At 74.4% G+C, this 22,551-nt stretch carries 11 protein-coding genes; 4 read left to right on the forward strand and 7 right to left on the reverse strand.

Translation table 11 applies throughout. The features are described 5' to 3' along the window. Window positions 1–23: 23 nt before the first annotated feature. The 7 genes from WME89_RS10670 to WME89_RS10700 form a co-directional block, all read right to left on the reverse strand. The gene (locus WME89_RS10670) at window positions 24–1,619 is read right to left on the reverse strand and encodes a hypothetical protein (protein WP_438009111.1); all 1,596 of its coding nucleotides are present in this window, start codon (window positions 1,617–1,619) and stop codon (window positions 24–26) included. Window positions 1,620–1,630: 11 nt separating this feature from the next. Beyond that, window positions 1,631–2,743, reverse strand: a complete 1,113-nt coding sequence (locus WME89_RS10675; protein WP_438009112.1) for a PEGA domain-containing protein — start codon at window positions 2,741–2,743, stop codon at window positions 1,631–1,633. A 2-nt stretch (window positions 2,744–2,745) separates the two neighbouring features. Continuing rightward, window positions 2,746–4,605: a hypothetical protein gene (locus WME89_RS10680; RefSeq protein ID WP_438009113.1), complete on the reverse strand. Its 1,860-nt coding sequence runs from the start codon at window positions 4,603–4,605 to the stop codon at window positions 2,746–2,748. Next, window positions 4,595–5,614 (reverse strand): hypothetical protein, encoded by a 1,020-nt coding sequence (locus tag WME89_RS10685; RefSeq protein WP_438009114.1) that lies wholly within the window; start codon window positions 5,612–5,614, stop codon window positions 4,595–4,597. Before WME89_RS10685 ends, WME89_RS10680 begins: the two co-directional genes overlap by 11 nt. A 298-nt stretch (window positions 5,615–5,912) precedes the next feature. After that, complete coding sequence (gene tsaD, locus WME89_RS10690) at window positions 5,913–6,986, reverse strand: tRNA (adenosine(37)-N6)-threonylcarbamoyltransferase complex transferase subunit TsaD (protein ID WP_438009115.1); 1,074 nt, start codon at window positions 6,984–6,986, stop codon at window positions 5,913–5,915. Beyond that, window positions 6,974–7,606: a hypothetical protein gene (locus tag WME89_RS10695; RefSeq protein WP_438009116.1), complete on the reverse strand. Its 633-nt coding sequence runs from the start codon at window positions 7,604–7,606 to the stop codon at window positions 6,974–6,976. Before WME89_RS10695 ends, tsaD begins: the two co-directional genes overlap by 13 nt. Beyond that, window positions 7,603–11,931, reverse strand: a complete 4,329-nt coding sequence (locus WME89_RS10700; protein WP_438009117.1) for a HEAT repeat domain-containing protein — start codon at window positions 11,929–11,931, stop codon at window positions 7,603–7,605. Before WME89_RS10700 ends, WME89_RS10695 begins: the two co-directional genes overlap by 4 nt. A gap of 576 nt (window positions 11,932–12,507) precedes the next feature. On the opposite strand from WME89_RS10700, the gene WME89_RS10705 reads away from it, so the two are divergent. The 4 genes from WME89_RS10705 to WME89_RS10720 all read left to right on the forward strand — a co-directional run bounded on the left by WME89_RS10705 (window position 12,508) and on the right by WME89_RS10720 (window position 22,393). Further along, window positions 12,508–16,524 carry a protein kinase domain-containing protein gene (locus WME89_RS10705; RefSeq protein WP_438009118.1) on the forward strand — a complete coding sequence of 1,339 codons (4,017 nt, stop codon included), beginning with the start codon at window positions 12,508–12,510 and terminating at the stop codon, window positions 16,522–16,524. A 317-nt stretch (window positions 16,525–16,841) separates the two neighbouring features. Continuing rightward, window positions 16,842–17,636, forward strand: coding sequence for a hypothetical protein (locus WME89_RS10710; protein ID WP_438009119.1), 795 nt, complete (start codon window positions 16,842–16,844; stop codon window positions 17,634–17,636). Between the two features lie 60 nt (window positions 17,637–17,696). Beyond that, on the forward strand, window positions 17,697–18,869 hold the full coding sequence (locus WME89_RS10715) for a TolB family protein (RefSeq protein WP_438009120.1): 1,173 nt from the start codon (window positions 17,697–17,699) through the stop codon (window positions 18,867–18,869). Then, window positions 18,866–22,393, forward strand: coding sequence for a hypothetical protein (locus WME89_RS10720; RefSeq protein WP_438009121.1), 3,528 nt, complete (start codon window positions 18,866–18,868; stop codon window positions 22,391–22,393). Before WME89_RS10715 ends, WME89_RS10720 begins: the two co-directional genes overlap by 4 nt. Window positions 22,394–22,551 lie beyond the last annotated feature (158 nt).

Genomic DNA, 22,551 nt, shown 5'->3' on the forward strand with positions numbered 1-22,551 from the left:
GGATCGTGCGCCTAGGCGAGCGACTACTGGCCGTTTTGCCTGGGTAATAACAGCACGTCGACGGAGCGACCGGTCTTGGTCGTGGCCTCAGGGCCACGATTGCCGTTGATCCCGGCTTCACCGAAGGAGATCGTGCGGCCTTCGGGGGGCGGCCGTTGGCCGACGTAGGCGATGCCGAGCGAGTGCCCGCCGAGACCTCCGCCGCCGTGCCCGCCGTCGCCGCCCTTGCCGCCCTTGCCGCCGTTGCAGCCGCGGCTCAGGTCGCCCACGTTCCGTCCGCCGTCGCCACCTGGGCCGCCTGCGCCGCCGGGCTGACCTGGTTCTCCGTCGCCGCCTTTACCGCCGTTGCCGGCTTTCAGCGCGACGTTCTCGAAGGAGACCGTCGCGTCGAGGCTGATCAAGGCGATGCTCGAACCGCCGAAATGTCCGCCCTTGCCCCCCTGGCCGCCGCAGCCGCCCGAGCCTCCGTTGCCGCCGCTGGCACCTCCATTGCCGTCCTGCCCTACGCACTCGCTGGTGCTCCCCTTGGCACCGGCGCCACCGCCGCCGCCCTGAGCGGTGGAGCCCTTGGTCCCGTCGGTTCCGAAGACGCCGGTGTAGCCGGTGCTCGAGATGGTCCCGATCTTTTCTGCCTCTTCACCGGCGCTGATGCCGGACGTGCCCGAGGAACCGTCGCTTCCCGCCACGTCTTCGACAGGGCTGCATGTGCCGTCGTCCAGGTGAGTGCCAGCATTCTCGCGAAAGCCGCGGTCCGGGTCGCCAGGAAGCCCGTCTACCTCTCCATTACTAATACCTGGCCCGCCCAGCCCACCAACCGAGTCGTCGCTCTTGTCATCCGGTGTTCCGCAGTCGTTGGGAACGGGATCTTCCGTTGTCACAACGTTGGCTGAGCAAGCCGTCTTGCCATCAGTACCCAGAGTGCCTGGCGGCGCGCTTTCCGCCAGCGGTTGCGCTGGGTCTGCCCCGTCCGCACCCTTCGCCGCGTTTTGAGCCTCGATATCGCAGCGCACAAGATCTAGTCTGCCCCCGTCGGCGATCATCGCGATGGAGGACTGCCCGTCCACATTCGGATCGCTCTCCGCTGCCAGGACCTTCATGTCCTCAATGCGCACTGTCCCGGTCGCCGGACGCATCGTCATCGGCACCTGCCCTGGGTCGGTCGTCAGAACCGTCTGCTTGCCCTCCTTGCCCCACTTCCAGTCATCCTCACAGTCGAGGCTGCCGAAGAGGGTGATGCTGTCGCCGATCTCGATGGTCTCCTCGAATTGCTCGGCGCACACATACACGGCTCGCTTGCCGTTCTCTTGTGCGCGGCCGATGCCCTCCTCGATCGAGGCGAGGGGCGCCTCCTTGGTGCCCGCCGCGCCCGGCTTCCCCCTCGGCGCGAGCGCCACAAACACGCCACAGGAGTCTTCCAGGCCCACGGTCGTCTTGCTGGGCACGCACTCCTTCTCGACGGGTACGGGCGGCGGCTCCATGCAGGCATGCAGGTCCGGATAATCGCAAGGATCTGTGCTGATGCAGCCCGCCGCATGCATGGCGGCCACCGTGGACACCACGAGCAGCGCCGGAGCTACTTGAGCAGCGCGTCGCATAGTCGTCTTGGTATGTCGCGTCATGGTCCCTCGGCTCAGAAAGCCCCGCCGGCGACGATTCCACCACCGCCCGGCATCATGAGTGGAGAGAGGCGCATGTGTCTCCTCTCCGGCTCCGGCTCCCCTGACGAGGTAGCAAACAAGGTGTAGCCGAGCGTCCCGAGCGCGGCCGCGCCTCCTGCGGCGTAGCTCCACACCGCCAGGTTGCTGAAGAGATCGCGGTCCTTGACCAGCGACCGCAGCTTCTCGCACTTCTGCGCTGCGTCGTCAGTGACAGGTCCCGCGCAGTCCACCGCTCCGCCGCCGATGGCATGAACCACATGCCACTGCTTCCTCTTGTCGCTCGCCTTGTTGTTCGCGACGAGCGTGAACACCACCCCCGCGATCACCCCCGCCGCCGCCACCGAGCCGCCCGCCACGACGATCCCCATGTTGGCCTTCGTCCCCGTCCCCTCGGCCGGCGCCGGGTCCGCCACCGGCCTCAACGGCTCGCTAACGACCGGCCTCGCCAGCTGGAAATCGCTCCGCGCCTCGCTCCCCGCGCCGACCTCCACCTTCTTCTCGCTCGGCACATACCCCTCGCGCTTCACCGTGATCGTGTGCGCCCCCGGCTCCACGAACACCGGATCTGCGAGCGGCGCGGTCCCCACGCGCGCCCCATCCACCAGCACGTCCGCGCCCTGCACGTTGACGCCCACCACGACCGCGCCCACCTTCGCGCGCGCCTTCGCATACGTCTCCACGGCGGCGGCGCGCTCCTCCGGGGTGGTGGTCGCGTCCTTCTCGATCTCGCGCACGTAGATCGCGAGGTGCTCGGCCGCGTCGCGGTACTTCTGCAACATCAGCTCGCACGTCCCCATCCCCCCGGCGATCGTGTAGTGCTTCTGCAGCGCCCACGCCGCGACGAACGACGCGTAGGCGTCAGCCCACCGATCCTTCTCCGACGCCATCACGCCCTCGATGTAGAGCTTCCGGGCCTTGTCGCTCATGGCGTCGCTGGGCGCGCGCTGGAGCTTCGGCTGGCCCTGCGCCTTCGTCTGCGCGGCGCCTTTCGGCGGAGAGCTGCTCTGCGCTCGTGCCTCGCCTGGCAACGTCGACGCGAGCAGGCCGAGGAGGCACATCGGCGGAACGATCTGGGCGAAACGCATGATCACCATTTTACCTTGGGTTGAATTGCTCCCCGGGTCTTCGGGCTCCCCGTGCCCGTATCGGACTCCGGGTCCGTGGACTGGTCCCCCGTTGCCGCCGGCCTGCCCGGCGCCCTCCTGCCGGCCCTCCCCTGCTGCCGCGGTACAGGTGCGCTCGGCTCTGCGCTCGCGCTGGCCTCGGCCGTCGAGGCCCCGCCCGGCGACCCCGCGCTCTGCGAGGGCGCAGGCGCGGCCCCCTGCGGGTCCGGTGTCCCAGGCTCCTCCTTCGCGCCCGGGGCCGCCGTCGTCGCCGCCCCCGTCGCAGCGCCAGGGCCCTCCGTCGCAGGGGGCGCCGGCTGCTCCGCCGGACCCCTGGACGTCACCACCCAGGCGGCAGCCCCCGCCGCCGCGGCGCACCCGATCGCCGCGACCACCCAGAGCCCCTTCCGCGACCTGCGAGGCTGCTCGACGACGATCGGGATCTCCGCGAGATCGTCACCCGCCGCATCGCTGCGCGCCGCGACGGCCGGCATCGGCGCCTGCGCAGGTGCACGCGCGCCTGCGCCCATCGGCGGCGGAGGCCGCGCGGCGGCCGCCCCGCCGCGCGCAGGCTCGTAGGGAACCCTCCCCGTCGCTCCGCTGCTCAACCCAGGCACGCCCAGGACCGCGCCTCCAGCCGCCGCGTGGCCGGACGACGCCTCGCCCAGCCCAGCGCCCCTGAGCAGCTTGTCCGTGTCGATGACCAGCGTCCCCTTCGGCCCCATCGCCGCCGCGGACGACATCGGCGCCAGCGCCGCGCTCTGCGCGTCCGCGTGCGCGCTGGCCTCGCCCCGCCGATGCCCCGGCGGCGACGAGGGCGCCCGCCGCCCCTCCGACACCGGCCCGGCCTGCACAACCCCTCCGGCCGTCTGCGCCAGGTGCGCCGCGCCCCCCGCCTGCTGCGCCGCGTACTTCTCGCGCCACCCCCCCGCGTACCTCGGCCGCTCCGGCTCCGTGTCGCTGGGCCGCGCCCCGAACATCCCCCGCGCGATCTCCCCCTCGTCCTCCGCGACCTCCTCGATCCGGATCAGCACCCCGTGCCGCTCCTCCATCGAGACATCGCGCTCCCGCACGAACCGCACCGACACCCCGCCCGGGATGTCCGCCTCGCGCCCGCTCGTGATCGACGTCCACTTGATGTTCGACCGGTAGAGCACCGTCGCGATCCGCGCCGCCGCATGGGCGATCGCCCCGAACGGCTCATCGTGCTTGTGCACGATCACCACCCGCTTCGGCAGCGTCCCCTCGTCGGCCACCCAGTCCCACGTCGCGCTGCTCCGCCTCAGATACGGCAGGTCCCCGTACTCCTCGACGTACCGCTCCAGCACGTGCGGCACCCGCTCCGGCGCCTCCCGCACCGCGCCCACGTACTCGCGGTAGAACATGCCAGCCGACGAGTTCAGCTCGGTCGCGTTCATCACGTGCCGGTAGAACGTCGCCGACGCCTCCAGCAGCGTCGCATACCCGAGGTCCCGGTCCACCGCGACGAGCCCGTGCGCGAACGGCGGATTCCCCCGCCCGGCGTGATCGACCGCCCCGCCGATGCGGAACCCGAAGATCAGCCCCACCGCCCCGTGCCCAGGCTCGTGCTGCGTGTCGTCGCGCGACAGGTTCCCGATCGCGAACGCGTGCGTCGACCCCGTCGCGGGCTCGATGTACTTCATCAGCCGCGCCAGATGGCTGAAATGCGTCGTCGTGAGGGGCCCCTGGGGCACCTCCGGGCAGTACATGAAGTCAATCTGGTGCCCCGGGATGTTCCCGTGCAGCACGTGATACCACGGCGCGTCCGCCGGCGCGCGGTACCGCGGGATCACATACCCCGAGGCGCCCTCGCTACCGTACATTGGGCCTGACCTGCTGCGGCAGCTGCGGGGCAGGGAGCTGCGCGGTCCGCGACAGCGCCGGATTCGGACCGATGTCCTGCTTCATCCGCTGGAGCAGCTGCGGATCATACGCGTTCTTCGGGAGGATCCGCTCCACGAAGTGCGAGAACAGATGATGTGTGCTGTGCCCGTAGCTCGCCGACCCGACGAGCACGCGAATATCAATGTGGTTCTTGTACCGCTCGAGGCTGTCGATGAGCGGCTTGTAATACCCGCGCGCCTCCCGCTCCACATCGGCCGGCGTCCCGGACAGAACATCGGACTTGTTGATGAACAGCACCACCGCCTTGCACGACGCCAGCGTCTTCGGGCTGAAGAAGAACTGCAGCGACTGCGGCTGGAACTCCCGGAGCTGCTCCTGGATCCGCGACGGCTCGAGCTTCTGCCCGTCCTTGCCCGCCAGATCCACGACCATCAAGAGCCCATGGATCTCCTCCATGATGAGCTCCTGCTGCGCGTCCACGATGTGCTCGCCGCCCCAGTCGCCGACCTCGAAGACGTGCTCGGTCAGCACCTCTTTCGTGAGCACGTGGCTGACCGTCCGCTCGTAACGCTCGATCTTCGTCCCCTGCAGCGTGCCGAGATCCACGAGCGGATTCGCCCACTTGAGCGTGAGCGACGTCTTGCCGGTCCACTTGATGCCAAGGGTCAGGATCTTGTACCGCTTCTGCGTGATCTTCGGCCGGCTCTCGAGCTCGCTCTTGTACCAGTCGATCTCTTTCTGCTGCGCATCGAGCCAGTCGACCTTCTGCCGGTCCTCGCCCCGCGCGATGTCGAGCGCCTGCTGGAGCTGCCCGTACTGCGACCGCATCTGATCCAGCTGGCTCTTCGCCTGCCGGAGCGCCTCGATGTGCTGGTTCGCGTCCTGGAGCTGCCGTCTCAGCTGCGTCGCCTGTATCAGCAGGAACACGGCGCCTGCGCCGCACGCCACCGCGATCAACCCGAGCACAATCGGTAGAACAACTTGCATGCTCACAACCCTCGCGCCCCGCCGGGCGGCTCTCCCAAGCTGTCCTGTCCCGTGCGGCCGGAAGAACGGCCAGCGCGGGCCGGCCTGAATCCTGAGCTCTCATCAGACCACGGCTCGCCGCAGCGTACAAGTCCGAGGTAATCCCCGGCACGAGGCGTTCCTGCACCACCCCGCATGGCCCCACACACCGCAGCCCCGCGCCGGTAACGCCAGCGTCCGCCAGCCCCGCACGCCGCCGCGGCCTCCCCGGCGACGCCCCGCCGCCGGCCCGCGACACGCGACTGCCAGCCTCTCCGGCTCACCGCACGCCGCCGCCCTTGCGCGTCACCCGCGGCAGCGCCGTCCTCGTGTCCGGCGCGAGATCCAGCGTGTCCCGCTCCCCGGCCGCGAGCCGCAGCGCGCCCGCATACGCGATCATCGCCCCGTTGTCCGTGCAGCTCGCGAACGGCGGGACGAACAGCCCGAGCCCCCGCCGCGCGCACGCCGCCGCCATCTTCGCCCGGAGCCCGCGGTTCGCCGCGACGCCGCCCCCGAGGACCACCCGCTCGATCCCCTCGGCCCGCGCCGCCCGCACGGTCTTCTGCACGAGCGCGTCGACCACCGCGCCCTGGAACGCCGCGCACAGGTCGTTCAGCGCCTGCCCCTCCGGACGCCCCCGCTTCGCCACGTGGCGCGCCACCGCGCTCTTGATGCCCGAGAAGCTGAACTCCAGCGACTCCTTGCGCGCCATCACCGCCGGCACCGCCTCCGCCGCGGCCGCCGCGTCCCCCGTGGCCGCGAGCCGGTCGACCACCGGGCCGCCCGGATACCCGAGGCCGAGCAGCTTCGCCACCTTGTCGAACGCCTCGCCCGCCGCATCGTCGCGCGTCGCGCCGAGCTCCCGGATCGCGCCGAGCGCAGGCCCATCCACCCGGTAGATCGCCGTGTGCCCGCCCGAGGCGAGCAGCGCCACGTACGGGAACGCCGGCCGCTCTTCCGACGTGGGCGGAGCGGGCGCGCCGTCCCGCCGCAGGAACACAGCGAGCAGGTGCCCCACGAGGTGATCGACGCCGACGAGCGGCTTGCCCGACGCCCACGCGAGCCCCTTCGCCGCCTGCAGGCCGACGAGCAGCGCCCCCGCGAGCCCCGGCCGCGACGTCACCGCGATGCCGTCGAGGTCCGCCGCCGTCACGCCCGCGCGCGCCAGCGCCTCGCGCACGACAGGGACCACCGCGCGCGCGTGATCGCGCGCCGCGACCTCGGGCACGACGCCCCCGTACGGCGCGTGCAGCGCCACCTGGCTGCGCACGACGTCCGAGAGGACGTCGCCGCCCTCGGTGACCACCGCCGCCGCCGTCTCATCGCACGATGTCTCGATGCCTAGAACCCGCATGTCCCCGTCCGCCGCGTCAGCCTGAAGTTGCCGAACACCTGCCGCTGCCCCGCCGCAAGGGGCTCGCCCGAAGGGAGCGGCGCCTGGCCCGGCCGGAGCAAGCGGACCTCGACCGACTCGTCCGTGCGCAGCGACAGGATCGCGAGCAGCGACTCTGCCCCGGGCTCCGCCGCGCCGACCGCGTAGATCGCGTTGCGCTCCCGGCCCTCCCCGAACTCCAGCCGCGACAGCGGGTCGTGGGCGAGCGCGCCGATCGGCCGGAGCGGCGCGGCGTCGAGCAGGCGCCGCTCCGGCGTCGTCCCGTCGGGCGCCTCGTAGGTCCACAGCGCGCCCGGCGGGTCCGGCCCGTCGAGCGCGTCCGCGTCGAGCGACAGCCGCATCTGCACGCGCGGGCTCAGGCCGGCGCGGAACGCGCCGCCCAGCGTGATCGCGCCGCAGTACGCCTCCCCCTCGGCCGTCGAGAACCGGCTCACGTCGTCGCAGCCGGCCGCGCCGCCCGCGCCGAGCGCGCCGGCCAGCACGAGCGGCGCGAGCCGCCGCGTGAGCGACGGGAGCCGCGGCGCGAGCGGCGCGAGCCGCAGCGCCACGCGCCGCGGCCCGGGCAGGGCGCCGCTGCTCAAGGCGCGGCGCTCCGCATCAGCTCCGCCGCGGCCTGGCGCACGCGCGGCTCGGGGTCGCGCGCCGCGAGCTGCTTCAGCACCGGCGCCGCCGCCGCGCGGTCGGCCGAGGCGAGGGCGCGCGCCGCCGCCTCGCGGACCAGGGCGTACGCGTCGGAGCGCGCCGCCGCGCCGAGCGTCTCGGAGACCTGGCTCGGCCTGCTGGCGGCGCCGGCCCCGCCCGCCCCCGGCGCGCCGAGCCGGCCCAGCGCCTCCGCCGCGCGCACGCGCAGCGGCCAGCTCGACGAGCTGCGCAGGAGCTCCGAGACGGCCGCGATCGTCGGCCCGTGCCGGACCGCCCCGAGCGCCGACAGCGCCGCCCGCCGCACGCTCTCCTCCGGATCGCCGAGCGCGTCGACCACCGCGGCCTGCGCCTCCGGCTCGGGCCGGGTCGCGAGCAGCTCCACCGCGCGCGTGCGCACCTCGATCGCCGGGTGCCGCACGAGCGCCACGAACCCGCTCACGACCGCGGCGGCGACCCCCTCGACGGCGGCCTCCACCTGCTTCTTCAGCTCCGCGCCGAGCTCCGCCCGCCCGTCCGTGAACGGCGCGAGCCCGAGCGCCACCCCGCCCCCGGCGCGCTCGCCTCCTGCCCCGCCTGCGGCCCCGGCCCGAGCGCCGCGCGACCCGCTCGACAGGATCGCGTCCGCGACGACGAGCGCCCGCTCCGGCGACGTCGCCACCGCGGCGACCGCGGCCCGCTGGAGCGCCGGGCCGAGCGCGACGAGCGCCGCCGCGCGATCCTCGGGGCCGAAAGGGTCCGGATCGAGCCCCGCGAGCACGTCCTTCACCGTCAGCGCCCCGTCCGGCACCGGCAGCGGCTCGCGCGTGCGCGGGTACACCCGCCGCGTGAGCGCGACCGCCGCCGACACAGCGGCCGCGCGCAGCCCCTCGTCCGACGAGAACGCGCCGGCCGCGATCGCCTGCGCGGCCCCTCCCGAGCCGGACGCCTCGGCCTCGCCCGGCCCGCCGCCGCCGACCCTTGACCCGCCCCCGCCCCCGCCGAGCCGCGCGAGCGTGAGGAGCGCCGCGCGGCGGAGCTCCGGCTCGCTCGAGTCGGCGAGCGACATGAACAGCGCCGGCCCCTCGCCCCCGCCCCCGAGCTCGCCCAGCGCCCGCACCGCGGCCGCGCGCGGGATCGAGCCGGCCTCGGGCGCCCGCGCGACAGCGGACAGCGCCGCCGCGTGCTTCCGGTCGCGCGTCAGCCCGAGGCCGATCGCGGCGATCGCCCGCACCTCCGGCGCCGGCGACGAGAGCAGCCGCGCGAGCAGCGCCTCCGCCCGGGCCGCCGCGGGCCGGGCGCCGCCCGCCGCGAGCCGCGCCACGCCCCAGGCCGCGGCGACCGCGACAGCGTCGTTCGGCAGCACGCTCGCCGCCGCGTCCCTCGGCGCGAGCATCTGCTCGTAGCGCTCCAGCATCGCCGGGTCGCGCAGCGCGCCGCACGCGATCATCGCGCGGGCGCGCAGGCCCTTGTCCGCCTGCCCGATCGCGAAGTTGTAGAGCGCCGGCCCGGCGCTCTTGTTCTCGACGTAGGCCAGCACCTCGATCGCGATCTTCTGCTGCGACTCCTTCTCGTCGGCGAGCGCGTCGAGCAGCGGCTTCACGGCGCGCGCGCCGATCTTCGCGAGCTCGGCGCGCGCGCCCGCGCTCGCGGCGCGGCCCTCGCCGCGGACCTTCTGCATCAGCGGCAAGGTCATCGCCCCGTACAGCTCCACGAGCAGCCGCCGGTAGAGCGGCTTCTGCGGGTTGCCGACCGCGACCGGCAAGAGCTCGCGCTCGAGCACCTCGAGCGAGCCCCTGCCGAGGTTCACCTGCATCGACATCCGCGCCGCGCGCGCGACGAGCTCCTCGTCGTTCGACGCCCGCACGACCCGCCGGAAGAGCCGGTCGGCCTCGTCGGACTGCCCCGCCGTGAGCAGGAGCTCGGCGAGGTCGAAGTACACCGGGAACAGCCGGTCGTTCTTCGCGAGCGCCTGCCGGTACTCGGCGATGGCGCGCGGGAAGTCCTGCCGCCGCCGGTACATGTCGCCGAGCTTCTGGTGGCCGCTCGCGTCCTCGGGCGACAGCTCGACGGCCCGCGCGGCGTACCGGATCGCGTCGTCGTCGCGGTAGAGCTCCGCGGCGTACTGCGCCATGCGCTGGTAGAACTCGCGCGCGCGCTTCGGGTTCACCTCGACGAGCTTGCCCAGCACGTCGATGGCGCCGAGGAGGTTCTGCTGGAGCACGAGCACGCGCTCCAGCGCGAGGAGCGAGTCCTCGTCGCCCGGGGCGGCCTGGATGAGCTTCCGGAGCGTCGCCTCGGCGTCGGGCAGCCGGTGCAGCTTGCGCTGCACCTCCGCGAGCAGCCGCCCCGCCTCCAGGTCGGGCGGGGTCGCGTTGAAGCGGGCGCCGAGCGGCGCGACGCGGCTCGGCAGCTCGCGGGTGAGCGACCAGAGGCTGACGATGTGGGTCCGCGCCTCGCGCGCGAGCAGCTTGTCGGTGCCCGCGCCGGCGAGCAGCTGCTCCCAGAGCTCGCGCGCCTCGGTGTACCGCGGCCCCGCGTTGCCGAGCGAGCTCGCGGTGCGCTCCAGCGCGATCGCCAGCGCCTTCTTGTAGCGGCTGTTCGCGGGCTCGAGCTGCGCCGCCTCCCGGAGCGAGGCGAGCGCCTCCGTCACCATGTCGTGGTCGAGGTACACCTCGCCGAGCGTGGCCGCGGCGCGCGCCCGGTTCGGCACGACCTGCTTGATGCGCGCCCAGGTCTCGAGCGCCTTCTTCTTGTCGCCCGCCTGGAAGTACCTGTCGCCCAGGTCGACGAGGTGGCTCGGATCGCCGCCCGCGGCCCCCGCGAGCCGCTGGAGCACCCGGAGGGCCCGGTCCTTCTCCTCGACCCGCTCGTAGAAGTCGGCGACGGCCGCGAGCGCCTCGGGCTCGTTCGCGACGCGCCCCTCGAGCTGCGTGAGCAGGGCCAGCGCCTTGGGCCGGTCGCCCCGCTGGATGAGCGTCTCGCACAGCTCGAACACGAAGTCCGCGTTGTTCGGCGCCGCCTTGATCAGGAGCTCGTACTCGCGGATGGCTGTGTCGAGCTCGCCTGCGGTCTGGAGCAGGTGGACGAGCCGGAGCCGCGTGTCGATGTGCTTGCCGTCGAGCGCGAGCGCCCTCCTGTAGATCGCGATCGCCTTGTCGACGTCGCCGGTCTCCTCGTACAGCGCGCCCAGGGTCGCGAGCCGCTGGAAGTCCTGCCCCCGCTCGGCCTCGAGGATCGCGATGAGCTCCGCGAGCTTCCCCTCGGCGCGGAACGCGTCGGTGATGATGAGCAGGATCTCTGCCCGCACGCCCGCGGCGCTGCCGGCGATGGCGAGCGCCCGCTTCAGCACGGCGAGCGCCTCGTCCATCTTCTTCTGCCGGGCGAGCGCCTGCCCGAGGTCGCGCAGCGCCGGCGCGAGCGCGCGGTTGTCGCCTGCCGCGGCCTTCACGAGCTCGCGGAACTCGGCCTCGGCGCGCGCGTGGTGCCCGCGCGCGGCGAGCTCGCGCCCGAGCTCGGCCTTCACGAAGAGCGAGCCCTGCGCGTTCTTCACGAGCGCCTCGTGCTGCGCCTTGGCCGCGGCGAAGTCGGAGAGGTCGAGGCTGAGCGCGAGCAGCGTGCGCCGGGTCTGCTCCACGTCCGCGGGGACCTTGAGCAGCGGCAGCGCCTTCTCGTAGTGGGCGCGGGCGCGGGCCTTGTCGCCGCGGTCCGCCTCGAGCTGGGCGAGCGCCATCATCGCCGCCGGGTCCTGGGGCCGGTCCGCGATGGCGGCCTCGTACGTCTTGATCGCGTCGTCGTAGCGCCCGTCCTGCTTGTAGACGCCCGCGAGCACGACCTTGGAGGCCCAGGCGTCGGCCCCTGGCTGCGCCGCGCGGCGCTCGAACTCCTCGACGAGCTTCTTCAGGTTCCCGTCGCGCTCGCGGTAGAGCTGGGCGAGGCGCTGGAGGGGGAAGGGCGCGCTCGGCTGGCTCATCACGATGGCCGTGTAGCGGGCGATCAGCGCGTCGCTCGACGGCCCGCCCCGCTTCGCGTCGCCGGCGTCGGCCGGGTCGGGCTTCGCCTGCGGCTCCGGGGCGGGCTGCGGCCGCGGTCCGGGCTGCGGCCGCGGTCCGGGCTGCGGTCTGGCGGCGGGGCCCGGCTTGCTGACGCCGGGCTTCGGGGCCTTCGGCTTGGGCCGCCTGCCGCGGCCGGACGGATCGAAGTCCGCGGCCTCGGCGTGCGGGATCGCGAGAGTCGCGGCTGCGGGGATCAGGACCGCGAGGCAGCCGGCCAGAACGTGGGATCGCACCGGGCTAGGGTAGATCGGCGGTGCGCGGCGGGCCATCCGGAGCGGCGGCGGCGGCGCCTGCGCGGAGAGGGCGCGATGTCGGCAGAGCGGCGCGCCGGGGGCCGGACTGCTGAGCTCAGCTGGGGTCTCCTGCCATCCCGGCGGGGCGCCTGGCGCGCTGGAGGCGGCCGGGACAGTCTGGGGCGACCCGGCGGCCATCCACAGCGGCCACCCGAACGGCTTCCTCGATGAACCGGCCACCCGAACGGCTTCCTCGATGAGGTGACCCCGTTTTCGGGAGCTTCTTCTCTACCGCCCTGAAGGACAACCCCTCTTCCTCCGGCGCGATGCAAGGACGCTCGCGGAAGTGACCGCCTCGGGCACACGTTACGTACGAAGCCTCACCACCTGCCCGCGTCACGCCGCGCCGCCCGACAGACACCCCGCGGCGCCCTGCGGAGGTTGCCTCGCTCACAGCAACATTTGCTGCCTGGAAGGCCGCCGGTTCTGGCTATCCTGGGCCCCTGCGATGGGCTGGTCCGACGCACCGCACAGGCGAGCGCTGCGGCTCCCTGAGCCGCCGCAGGGGTACCGCTGATGCGCGCAGGTGACGTCGTCGGAAGCCGCTTCGAGATCGAGGGGCACGCGAGCGCCGGCGGCATGGCGCAGATCTTCCGCGCCCGCGACAGGCTCACGGGCGAGCCGGTCGCGCTGAAGGTCCTGCAGCGCACGGGCCCCCAGGAGACGCACCGCTTCATCCGGGAGGCCCACGCGCTCGCCGCGCTCCGGCACCCGGGCATCGTCGCGTACGTCGCCCACGGCACGACGGAGGGCGGCGAGCTCTACCTCGCCATGCAGTGGCTCGCCGGCGAGACGCTCGCCGAGCGCTTCCTCCGCGAGCCGCTCACCGTGCCCGAGAGCCTCGCGCTCGGCGTGCGCGTCGCGTCCACGCTCGGCGCGCTCCACCGGCTCGGCATCGTCCACCGCGACCTCAAGCCGAGCAACCTCCTGCTCGTCGGCGGCTCCGTCGAGGAGGTCACCCTCCTCGACTTCGGCGTCGCGCGCGTCGCGGAGGCCGGCCAGGAGCTCACCATGCCCGGCGTGATGCTCGGCACCCCCGGGTACATGGCCCCCGAGCAGGCGCGCGGCGAGGTCGCCATCGACGCGCGCGCCGACGTCTTCGCCCTCGGCTGCGTCCTCTACCGCTGCCTCACCGGCCGGCCCCCGTTCGTCGGCAACGACGGCCTCTCCGTGCTCGTGAAGGTCCTGCTCGAGGACCCACCGCGGCTCCGGGAGCTCCGCGGCGAGGTCCCCGCCGCCGTCGACGACCTCGTCACCCGCATGCTCGCCAAGGCGCCGCGCGATCGCCCCCGCGACGGCGCGGCCGTGGCCGCCGAGCTCGCGTCCCTCGGCGATCTCGCGCCCGCCTCGCGGCGCGGCCTCCCGTCGCCCGCCGGCGGTCCGACCCCGGAGCTCACGACCGGCGAGCGCCGGATGATCTGCCTCATCCTCGCCCGCGACGGCGCGCTCGACAGCGACGCGACCCGGTCGGAGGGCGAGGACGCGCTCCGGGTGCGCGCGCTCAGCGCCCTGGCCGAGCGCCACCAGGGCCGCCTCGAGATCATCGAGTCGCGCTCGCCCGTCGTCGTGCTGTCCGGCGCGCTCGCGCCCACCGACCTCGCCACCCGCGGCGCGCGGTGCGCCCTGGCGATGCAGGTGCTGCTCGGCGGCGCGCCGGTCGCGCTCGTCTCGGGGCGCACCGAGATCTCCGCCCGCTCCCCGATCGGCAAGCTCATCGATCAGGCCGCCGCGCTCCTCGCCGGCGAGGCGGCGCGGCCTGGCGTCGTCCGTGTCGACGAGGTCACGGCCGGCCTGCTCGGCGCGCGGTTCGATCTCGGCGCGGACCACGCCGGCCACCTCCTGCGCGGCGAGCGCGACGACCTCGAGGTCGTGCCGCGCCTGCTCGGCAAGCCGACGCCGTGCGTGGGCCGCGACCGCGAGCTGTCCCTGCTCGAGGCGACGTTCGCCCAGTGCATCGAGGAGCAGACCCCGTCCGCGGTGCTGGTCACGGCCCCCGCCGGCATGGGCAAGTCGCGCCTGCGCACCGAGCTGCTCCGGCGCCTCCGGGCGCGCGGCGAGCCGATGGAGGTCTGGATCGCGCGCGGCGACCCGATGAGCGCCGGCGCCGCCTTCGGCCTGCTGGCGCAGGTGCTCCGCCGCGCGCTCGGCGTCGCCGACGGCGCGCCGGCCCCGGCGGTGCAGCGCGCGATCCGCGAGCGCCTCGGCCGTCATGGCGAGGAAGGCGCGCGCATGGCGCCCTTCCTCGGCGAGCTCCTGGGCGCGCCGTTCCCGGACGAGGACAGCGAGGCGCTCCGGGCGGCGCGCCGGAGCTCCCTGCTCATGGGCGATCAGCTGCACCTCGTCTGGGAGGAGTTCCTGCGCGCCGAGTGCGCGGCGCAGCCGGTGCTGCTCGTCCTGGAGGACATGCATTGGGGCGACCTGCCCACGGTCGCCATGATCAACAGCGCCCTGCGGAACCTGCGCGACGCGCCGTTCATGGTGCTGGCGCTCGGCCGGCCCGAGGTGCGCGAGATGTTCCCGAAGCTGTGGGCCGGCCGCGGCGTGCAGGAGGTCGAGCTCACGGGGCTCTCGCGCCGCGCCAGCGAGCGCCTCGTGCGCCAGGCGCTCGGCGGCGCCGCCACCGAGGAGGTCGTCGCCACGCTGGTCGAGCGCGCCGACGGCAACGCGTTCTTCCTCGAGGAGCAGATCCGCGCCGCCGCCGAGGGGCGCGGGGCCGCGCTGCCGGAGACGGTGCTGGCGATGGTGCAGGCGCGGCTCGAGGCGCTCGATCCCGAGGCGCGGCGCGTCCTGCGCGCGGCGAGCGTCTTCGGCCAGAGCTTCCGGCCGGGCGGCGTCGCCGCGCTGCTCGGCGGCGCCGACGCCGAGGTGGCGCTCCGGCTCGCCGAGCTCGTCGAGCGCGAGGTGATCCTCCCCAGGCGGCAGCCTGGCCGGGTCGGCGCGCGCGGCGCCGGCCTCCTCTCGTCGACATCGTCGGCGCGCGGGGCTGTCGGCGACGAGCCTGCCCGAGAGGCGCCGCCGGCCTGCGTGGAGGCGGCGCCGCTCGGACAGAGCCCGCCGGGCGAGGCGGGCGCGCTCGAGGCCGAGTACAGCTTCCGGCACGGCCTCGTGCGGGAGGCGGCGTACGGGGCGCTGACGGACTACGACCGGCAGCTCGGCCACCGGCTGGCGGGCGAGTGGCTGGAGGGGGAGGGGAAGGGCGACGCGGCGGAGCTCGCGGAGCACTTCGAGCGCGGCGCCGAGCCGGGGCGGGCGTCGGCGTGGTACCGGCGCGCGGCGGAGCAGGCCCTGCGCGGCAACGACCTCCTCGCGGCGATGCGCCACGCCGAGCGCGGCGTCGCGTGCGGCGCGCTCGGGGCGGAGGCGGGCGGGCTGCTCCTTGTCGAGGCGGAGGCCCGCGTCTGGCGCGGCGATTTCGCCGTCGCCGAGCAGCGCGCGCTCGACGCGGCCGCGCTGTTCGAGCCGGGCTCGCCGTCGTGGTACGCCGCGGTCACGCAGGTGGTCATGGCCGCGGGCAAGCAGGGGGCCCTCGACCGTGTGGAGTCGTGGGTGATGACGGCGCGCGGCGCGGCGCCGGCGGGCGGCGCGCTGACGGGCAGGGACATCTGCCTCGTCGAGGGGGCCCTCTGGCTCGTCTTCGGCGGCCGCTACGCCGCCGCGGACGCCATCATCGAGGCGCTCGAGCGCAGCGAGCAGGAGGGCCGGCCGCTCGACGTCGAGGTGCTCGCCAGGCTCTACGAGGCGCGCGCCATCCGCGCGATGACCTCCGGCGACCCCGGCGCCTGCCTGGAGGGCATCGAGGAGGCGCTCGCGGTGTTCGAGCGGAGCGGCGACCGCCGCAACGCCTGCTCGCTGCGGGTGAACCTGGGCGCGATCACCATGGAGCTCGGCGACTACGAGGGGGCCGAGGCCGCGCTCCGCGCCGCGCTCCGGGCGGCGGAGCAGATGGAGCTCACGGACCTGGCCGCGTTCGCCCGCAGCAACCTGGGCAACGTGATGATCGCCCGCGGCGATCTCGACGAGGCCCGCCGGGTCGTGGCGGAGGCGATCGCGACGTTCCAGCGGCTGGGCGATCCGAGGGCCGAGGGCGTCGCCCGCGCCTACCTCGGGAGGGCGGCGCTGCTCGGCGGAGATCTCGGCGCCGCCGAGGCCGAGGCCCGCGCGGCGTCGGAGCTCCTCCAGAGCGCGCCGCCGCTGCGCGCCGCGGCGTGGGCCCTGTCCGCGCGCGTGCTGCTCCGGAAGGGCCTCGCCGACGAGGCGCTCGCCCTGTCCGGCGAGGCGCTCTCCCTGCTCGAGTCGCTCGGCGCCGTCGAGGAGGGCGAGACGCTGATCCGGCTCGTCCGCGCCGAGGCCCTCTTCGCGAGCGGCAGGCAGGACGAGGCGATCGCCGCGATCGCGAAGGCGCGCCACAGCGTGCTCTCCCGCGCCGGGCAGATCTCGAATCCTCGTTACCGGGACCGCTTCCTCGCCGCGCTCGACAACGGCGAGACGCTCGCGCTGGCGGCGCGGTGGCTCGGCGATGGCGACGCGCCGTGAGACTGCGATCCACCGTACATGGGATTCTCTGATTGCATCTCCGCAGTCGCCGACGCGCCGTGGGACTGCGATCTACCGCACAGCGGATGTCCCCGACGCGTCCCTGCGATCGCGAGCAGCTGTAACGCTGCGATCCGCAGTACGTAGGATTCCCTGCTCACGTCTCTTCCGGGGTCTGCGCGCAGCCCACGACCGCGCCTGCCCGACCGCTCCGGCGCTGCCCTGACGACGTCATCGCAGGTGTAGATTCTTCAGCTTCCGCCTGAAAACCCGTTGAGGAAAACCCTGATGCATGTTTCATTCGGGTTGAGGGGGCTATGCGAAATCGTATCGAACTCGCGATCTCGATCCTGGGCCTGGTGAGCGTCTGTTTGCCAGCCTGTATCGGTGAGGCCGACTCCGTGGGGGAAGACAGCGATACGGCGGCGCAAGAGCTGTTCACGCGCAACGCCTTCACGACCAATGCGCTCAGGGCCAACGCGCTCACGACAGACAGGCTCGCGACGGCGGCGCTCACGGGCAACCCGCTGACGAGCGACGCGCTCGCGAGCAGCCCCGAGGTCATGAACGCGCTGCGGGACCCGCTGGCCCGCGAGTTCTTGACCTACGCGGCGGGCTGCGGGCTCCCGGCGGATCAATCCGCGGAGGTGACCATCGACGGCGTGACCCACGTGTTCGAGGGGGATATCGGCCTCTCGCCCGAGTGGGGCCGAGCGCACGGGCAGTGCAACGCCCGCTGCCAGGGCTGGATCTCGGCGTGCATGCTGGCCAGGATCAATTACCTCGGCGAGAGCCTCCCCATCTCGATGCGCGGCAAGAACAAGGCGCTTGACTCGGATCCCGAGGAGCGCGCGGCCTTCCCGAACCGGGAGGGCGCCTATTTCGGCGATCTCTTCGCCGCGGAGCAGGTCCGGTTCGCGTGCAGGTCGCCCGGCTCGACGCTCATCCGCCGCGTGTGCGGCGGGACGGGCGTGGACACGGAGGGCTGCATCGTCGACGTCCTCGGCGAGTGCGACGAGGTCTGCCAGGCGCCGGCGTCGGACGGCAGCTTTCCCAACTGCGTCGGTGGCGGCCATACGAATCCGACGACGGTGACGATCTTCCGCCCGTGATCTCCCGCCGGTAGCTGCGCGCGCGACGCCTCCCCGCTTTCGTACTAGAGTCGCGCCGCCATGAACCGAAGGCTGTCCGCCGTCCTCGCCTGCCTGCTGCTCGCCGCCTGCGCCTCCCCCGAGCCCCGGCCGAAGGAGCCCCTCGGCCAGATCCCCGAGGCGACGACCACCGCGAAGCCCGAGTGGCTCCCGTTCCGCGTCCGCGCCGGCAAGAGCGTCGCCGCCGACCCGCGCGAGAAGCACTTCGCCGAGCTCCGGCAGCTCACCTTCGGCGGCGAGAACGCCGAGGCGTACTGGTCGCCCGACGGCAAGAAGCTCGTGTTCCAGTCAACCCGCGACGGCAACAAGTGCGACCAGCAGTACGTCATGGACCTGGAGAGCGGCGACGTGCGCCGGGTCTCGAACGGCCAGGGCAAGACGACCTGCGGGTACTTCCTCTACCCCGCGCCCGCGGCTCCCGCGGACGCGCGCGTCCTCTTCGCCTCCACGCACGCCGCCGGCGAGGCGTGCCCGCCGAAGCCCGACCATTCGCAGGGCTACGTGTGGCCGCTCGACGAGTTCGACATCTACACGGCGAAGCTCGACGGCTCCGATCTCCGCCCGCTCATCCAGGGCAAGGGCTACGACGCCGAGGCGACCGTCGCGTTCGACGGCTCGCGCCTCGTGTTCACGAGCACGCGCGACGGGGACATCGAGCTCTACACGGCGAAGCTCGACGGCTCCGACGTCCGGCGCATCACGAGCACGCCCGGCTACGACGGCGGCGCCTTCTTCTCCCCCGACGCGACCAAGCTCGTGTGGCGCGCGAGCCGCCCGACCGGCGCCGCGCTCGACGACTACCGCGCGCTGCTCGCCAAGGGGCTCGTGCGCCCCAGCGCGCTCGAGATCTTCATCGCCAGCGCCGACGGGCAGAACCCGCGCGCGGTGACGAGGAACGGCCGCGCCAACTTTGCCCCCTACTTCCTGCAGGACTCGCGGCGCATCGTCTTCGCCTCGGATTTCAGCACCCCGCAGGGCGCGCGGGGCATGCCGAACTTCGACCTGTACCTGGTCGACACCGAGGCGCCGCCGACGGCGGACGGCGTGCCGCCGGTCGAGCGCGTGACCTTCTACGAGGGCTTCGACAGCTTCCCGATGTTCTCGCCGACCGGCGAGCACGTCGTCTTCGCCTCGAACCGGTACGGCGCGAAGCCCGGCGAGACCAACCTGTTCGTGGCCCGCTGGGTCGAATGACCGCGCCGCCGTCGCGGACCCGCTCGCCGGTCGCGCTCGCGTCGGCGTGCGCGCTCGCGGGCTGCTCCGGCGCCCCGGCGCAGCCGGCCCGCCCCGCCGAGGCCTCCGCTCCCTCGGCGGACATCGCGGGCGCTGCCTACGCCTCGCCGGCGCGCTGGAGCTACCACCCCGCGGCGCCCGAGGTCGCCGTCGCGTGGGCGCCTTTCGTCGGCGCCGGCTGCGTCGTCGTGGCCCAGGGCGGCCAGCGCTGGACGGTCACGCCCGATCCCGAGGCCCCGGCGGCGTCCTCGAGCGCCGCGCCGGCCGCGCGCTGCGCGGGCCAGGGCAGGACGAGCGCCTCGCCCGCGCCCGAGGAGCTCACCGCGATCGTGCGGCGCTCGCCGGCCTCCTGGATGTTCGTCGGCGCCAGCGGGGCGCTCTACGAGGCCTCCTCGCCGCTCGGCCAGTTCACGCGGACGCTCTCGCCGCCCGAGCCGCTCGCGCAGGTCGCGGGCGCTTCCGGCGCGCTGCTCGGGGTGACCCGGGGCGGCGGCGTGCTCCGGTGGCGCGAGGACCTCGGCTGGAAGCCGGTCCCGCTCGACGGCGCCGCGGGGCAGGGCGGGCCTCCGCCGCCGCGCGCCTTCGGCGTCGCCATGGCCGAGGGGGGCCGCGCGCTCGCGCTCGCGCTGCCGGAGGCGCTCTTCGCGAGCGAGGACGGCGGGGCGACCTGGGCGCGGGCGCCGCTCCCGGCGATGGGCCTCTCGCGGGTCGGCGTCCTCGGCGGCGAGCTCCTGGCCGAGGGCCTCCTCGCGTCGGCGACCTGGGATCCGCGGCGCGCGCCGGCGTTCTCGCGCAGCGGGGCGACGCTCCCGCGGGCCGACGTCGAGCTCGCCGTCGCGGCCCCGCGCTCCCCTTCCGCTGGCGCCGTGTGGCTCGGCCGGGCGGCGATGGCCGGCGATCGTTACGTCGAGGCGGTCCGCCCGGACGACGCCGGCGCGCCGTGGCTCTTCGCGAGCGGCCCCATCGAGGGCCCGCTCAAGGAGGCGCCCCTGCCGGGCACGGGCGAGTGCGGCAGCATCAAGCTCGGCGCGAGCGGCCGGCGCATCGTCGCCGTCTGCGCCGAGCCGGACGGCGACCGCATCGCGGCGCGGGTGCTCCGCAGCGCGGACGGCGGCGGCACGTGGTCGCCCGCGGCCACGCTGGAGACGCCGGACATCGACCAGGTCGGCGTCGCTGTGGCTCCCGAGGGCGCGGCGCTCCTGACCGGCGTCTGCAAGCCGAGCGACGGCGCCGGCAGCTGCAAGCCGACCGCGCCGCTGCTCCTGACCCAGGACGGCGCCGAGGACACCGCGCGCGCGGCGGTCGCCCTCACGGCGGCCCCGACGCTCAGCGCCCCCGCCGCGCTGCCCGCGTTCTCGGCGGACGGTCGCTCCGCCTACTTCGTCGGCTACCGCGGCAAGGACGAGCGCCTCGCGCTGTTCGTCTCGCACGACGGCGGCGAGACCTTCGCGCCGCGGTCGCTCGACGCGAACGCCGCGGCCCCGCCCGCGCCGCGCCCCGACGGCGCCGAGGACGAGGACGAGGAGGGCGAGGGCGGGCCGGGTGACGGCTCGCCGTCCGGGGGGTTCGAGATCGTCGAGGAGAGCGCGCTCCGCCCCGCGGACGACGGCGCCGTGGGCCTGCTGCTCTCGGAGCGCGGCTCGCTCACGTACCTGACCGCCGACGAGGACGGCCGGGTGCTCACGGTGGCGGCTCCGCCGGCCGAGAGCGCGGCGCTGGCCGGCTTCGGGCGGCGCGTCGTCGCGCTCGCGTCGCGCGCGCCGCGCGCCGGCGGCGAGGACGTCGCGGTGCTCTGGGAGTCGCTCGACGGCGGCGTGAGCTGGGCGGAGCTCCCGGAGATGCCGGCGCTCTCGCGCGAGCTCTCGCAGGCCCCGGTCGCGGTCGCGTGCGGCGGGAGCGGCTGCCTCTTCGGCGACGTGGCGACCCGCGTCGGCTGGGGCGGCCAGGCCGAGGGCGCGCCGCCGCGCGCGCCGGATCCCGCGCCGCGCGCTCAGCCCGCCGTGCGCACGCCGATCGTCTGCGAGACGCTGCCGTCCTCGAAGTGGACGCGCGTCGAGCACGTCGACTCGAGCGGCCTCGGCCTGCCCGACGGCGACGAGCTCCTGCGCGGCCGGTCGGTCTGGTCGCTGCTCACGCGCGCCCCGAGCGGCGCCGTCGACGTCGTCTCCGCGATGCTCCCCGAGTCGGGCGCCGGCGAGGCGCGCGTCGTCACGCGCTCGCTGTTGCCCGCGGTCCCGGCGGGGGCCGGCAGGGCGCGGGTGGCGACCAACGTCACGGCCCAGATGGAGGGCTATGCAGCGGCCCGCGTGCGGCTCCCCGGCGGCGCGGCGAAGCTGGGCGCGCCGATGCGCAACGTCGAGGTCGCGTGGGAGAACTGGATCGAGGGCACCTCGGGTCGCGGCGCGATCCCCGACGCCGGCCCGTTCGAGCTCGGCGACGTGAAGGTCGTCCCGGACGCCGCGCGCCAGCCGCCGCCGGCCGCCGCGCGCCCTCAGCCCGGCGCGCCAGCCGCCGGCCGCCGCGCGCCCGCGCCGCCCCCCGAGGACTTCTTCGATCCCGCGCTCCTGTCCGTGTCGCTGCGCGGGCTCTTCCTCCGCCCGCACTCCGGCAGCGCGCACTCGGCGCTCACGTTCTTCTACGAGCCCTCGGGGAAGCTGCAGCGCTTCGATTTCCCTTCCTGGCCTGCGTCGGGCCTCCGCGGCAGCCTCGACGTGCGCGCCGACGCCGTCCTCGCGGAGGGCCACCCTGTCGGCGTGGGGATGGTCCGGCAGGCGTCGAACGGCCCGGTGACCGCGATGCTGCTCGCCCACCGCCCGGCCCCGGCGCCGTCCACCTCCCCGGATCCCGGCGCCGCGTGGGCGATCGAGGCCGTGACGATCGCGCCTCCGGCGGGCCGCGATCGGCTCGTGCACACCGACTGGACCTACGCTGGCAAATCGATCGGCGTCACGACGCTCGTCGCCGATCCTGGGCACGCGGCCGCATGGGCGCTCTTCCAGCCGTTCCGTGCGGACGGCACGCTCGGCCCGGCGCAGCCGTTGCCGACGCCGTTCGACCTCGGCGACGCGCCGCGCCCCTGTTCTGCTGCCGAGCGCGCTGCGACCGCGCGCCACGAGGCGCCCCTCTCTCTCGGCAGCGAGGCCTTGTTTCCTGGAACGCGCCACCCTGTGCTCGTCACCGACGCCGCCGGCCCCTCCGGCGCGCCCGACGCGATGGTGCTCCTGACCTCCTCTGTCGTGCTCCACGGCACGCCTGCCGCGCCGTGCGTGGCAGGCTGGGAGGCGAGATCGATCGGGCGGGCTCCTCTCTCCGCGATCGTCCCGGCCGATCTCGCGCAGTCCTGGTTGTTCCGGGTCGCGGCGGGCCCTTCCTCGCCGAGCGGCGCGGCCGTCGAGCTCCGCCCGATGGCGTGCCGCTTCGATCCGGGCGCCAAGGTGCCGGAGGCGGTATGGAACGAGCCTGCCACGGCGCGCTTCGACCGCTGAGAGGTCGGGTGATCAGCCGCCGTGCGCGGTCGAGCAGAGGACGGGCCCGCGGAGCGGTCGGGGCGATGATCACCGCTGAGCGACTGAGCGGCTGAGCGATCGAAGCGAGGCGTGAAACGAAGCAGATGGTGCGATGAAACAATCCCGGATCCGAGCTC

Origin of the sequence: Sorangium sp. So ce321, assembly GCF_051530195.1 — a bacterium.
Lineage (GTDB): Bacteria > Myxococcota_A > Polyangia > Polyangiales > Polyangiaceae > Sorangium.

What these genes read in the sequence shown, in the direction of transcription:
- WME89_RS10670 (WP_438009111.1), bottom strand. Translation starts at nt 1,619, where the DNA reads ATGACGCGACATACCAAGACGACTATGCGACGCGCTGCTCAAGTAGCT.
- WME89_RS10675 (WP_438009112.1), bottom strand. Translation starts at nt 2,743, where the DNA reads ATGCGTTTCGCCCAGATCGTTCCGCCGATGTGCCTCCTCGGCCTGCTC.
- WME89_RS10680 (WP_438009113.1), bottom strand. Translation starts at nt 4,605, where the DNA reads ATGTACGGTAGCGAGGGCGCCTCGGGGTATGTGATCCCGCGGTACCGC.
- WME89_RS10685 (WP_438009114.1), bottom strand. Translation starts at nt 5,614, where the DNA reads ATGCAAGTTGTTCTACCGATTGTGCTCGGGTTGATCGCGGTGGCGTGC.
- tsaD (WP_438009115.1), bottom strand. Translation starts at nt 6,986, where the DNA reads ATGCGGGTTCTAGGCATCGAGACATCGTGCGATGAGACGGCGGCGGCG.
- WME89_RS10705 (WP_438009118.1), top strand. Translation starts at nt 12,508, where the DNA reads ATGCGCGCAGGTGACGTCGTCGGAAGCCGCTTCGAGATCGAGGGGCAC.
- WME89_RS10710 (WP_438009119.1), top strand. Translation starts at nt 16,842, where the DNA reads ATGCGAAATCGTATCGAACTCGCGATCTCGATCCTGGGCCTGGTGAGC.
- WME89_RS10715 (WP_438009120.1), top strand. Translation starts at nt 17,697, where the DNA reads ATGAACCGAAGGCTGTCCGCCGTCCTCGCCTGCCTGCTGCTCGCCGCC.
- WME89_RS10720 (WP_438009121.1), top strand. Translation starts at nt 18,866, where the DNA reads ATGACCGCGCCGCCGTCGCGGACCCGCTCGCCGGTCGCGCTCGCGTCG.